This is a genomic window from Paenibacillus terrae, from assembly GCF_000943545.1.
GTDB classification, from domain to species: Bacteria; Bacillota; Bacilli; order Paenibacillales; family Paenibacillaceae; genus Paenibacillus; species Paenibacillus terrae_A.
In genome coordinates this window covers 1-1,265 of the sequence record NZ_JTHP01000168.1, presented here as the reverse complement: position 1 = coordinate 1,265, position 1,265 = coordinate 1, and the positions used below count along the sequence as shown (strand labels likewise).

Sequence of the window (1,265 nt, the reverse complement as noted above, 5' to 3'; positions counted from 1 at the left end):
TGGACTTTGCCCCGCATCAACGGTATGATGTGACACACAAAGCGAAGGGTGGGGGCTACTATGGAGTATATTCAAGGGTTTGAAGCACATTTACGGAGCAAGGATCGAAGCAAGAACACTATTTCGTGCTACATTCGGGACGTATTGCAGTTCATAGTCTGGTATCAAAGGAAAACGGAATATGGACTGGACAAGTGGATTGAGTTGGATGGCGTAGAATACAAGAAATATCTGCAAAGTACTAACCAAGCGATACTTACCATCAACCGTAAGATCGCTAGTATCAACGTATTTTCACAATGGATGCATCAACAAGGCTATATTAAGGAAGAAGTACATATCGAAGCAGTCAGGAACAAGGTTGTCCGGCAATACAAAGGGTTAGCGGAAAAGGATTTGTGGAAGCTACGAAATGAAATTCACCGTATGGGCAATCGAATGCATATCTGTATGATTGAATTGTTGATAGGAACAGGGATACGAGTAAGCGAATTGGTTGGTATCAAGTTGAAGGATATTGAAATAAGTGAACGTAAAGGGATGCTGAAGGTGCTAGGTAAGGGAAACGCCTTCCGAACGATACCGATGAATAAGGATGTGCGTAAAGCCATCGCCAGATATCTCGAAGTCAGGCCACAAGTTGAATCGGAACACTTATTTATTGGGCAGCGTGGTGCTTTGGAACGGAATGCGGTCAACCTGATCCTGAACAAATACGGAAATCGGATAAACGTGAAGGTGACACCACATATGCTCAGGCATACGTTAGGATATAAGCTGGTGAAAACAACTCCTTTGACGACCATCCAGCAAATCCTTGGACATGATCACGTAGCAACCACCAATATCTATACCCTAACAACGCAGCAGGATATGGCTGAAGCCTTGGCAAATATCGAGTGGTGATGAGCCACTCTTTTTGTCGTGGATGGAGGGGGTCTTCTATGTAGATAAACGGAGCCGCCAGCAAAGGGTGCAGAAATTTTTGTGATGATTTTATAGTGAATTTGAGAAAGGAGTTATACCTATTGAAACGATAAAGCAAGAAGAGCAACGACAAGCTGAACTGCTTAAGCAGTATATGGAGAAGCATTTCAAGCCGCCCAAAATAAAACAACTAATTGAAACGTTCTCTTTCTCTGAACTAAGAAAGCTAATCGGTGAGATGGACATTGAGTTTTTCGCTTTAGCCTATTTCCCTAAATATTTTGATCGAGCGTTTGGACAGTTTCATCAAGAGTTATTTTCAGAATTAAGACATATGC

Annotated in this window: 1 protein-coding gene and 1 pseudogene; both read left to right on the top strand. The window is 42.3% G+C overall.

Features of this window, described 5'->3' with window-relative positions; all coding sequences use genetic code 11:
* The first annotated feature begins 60 nt into the window (after positions 1-60).
* The gene (locus QD47_RS29440) at positions 61-906 is read left to right on the top strand and encodes a tyrosine-type recombinase/integrase (RefSeq protein WP_044649465.1); all 846 of its coding nucleotides are present in this window, start codon (positions 61-63) and stop codon (positions 904-906) included.
* A 175-nt stretch (positions 907-1,081) separates the two neighbouring features.
* Positions 1,082-1,265: pseudogene (locus QD47_RS33630) on the top strand (hypothetical protein); the annotation flags it as partial.

What these genes read in the sequence shown, in the direction of transcription:
- QD47_RS29440 (WP_044649465.1), top strand. Translation starts at nt 61, where the DNA reads ATGGAGTATATTCAAGGGTTTGAAGCACATTTACGGAGCAAGGATCGA.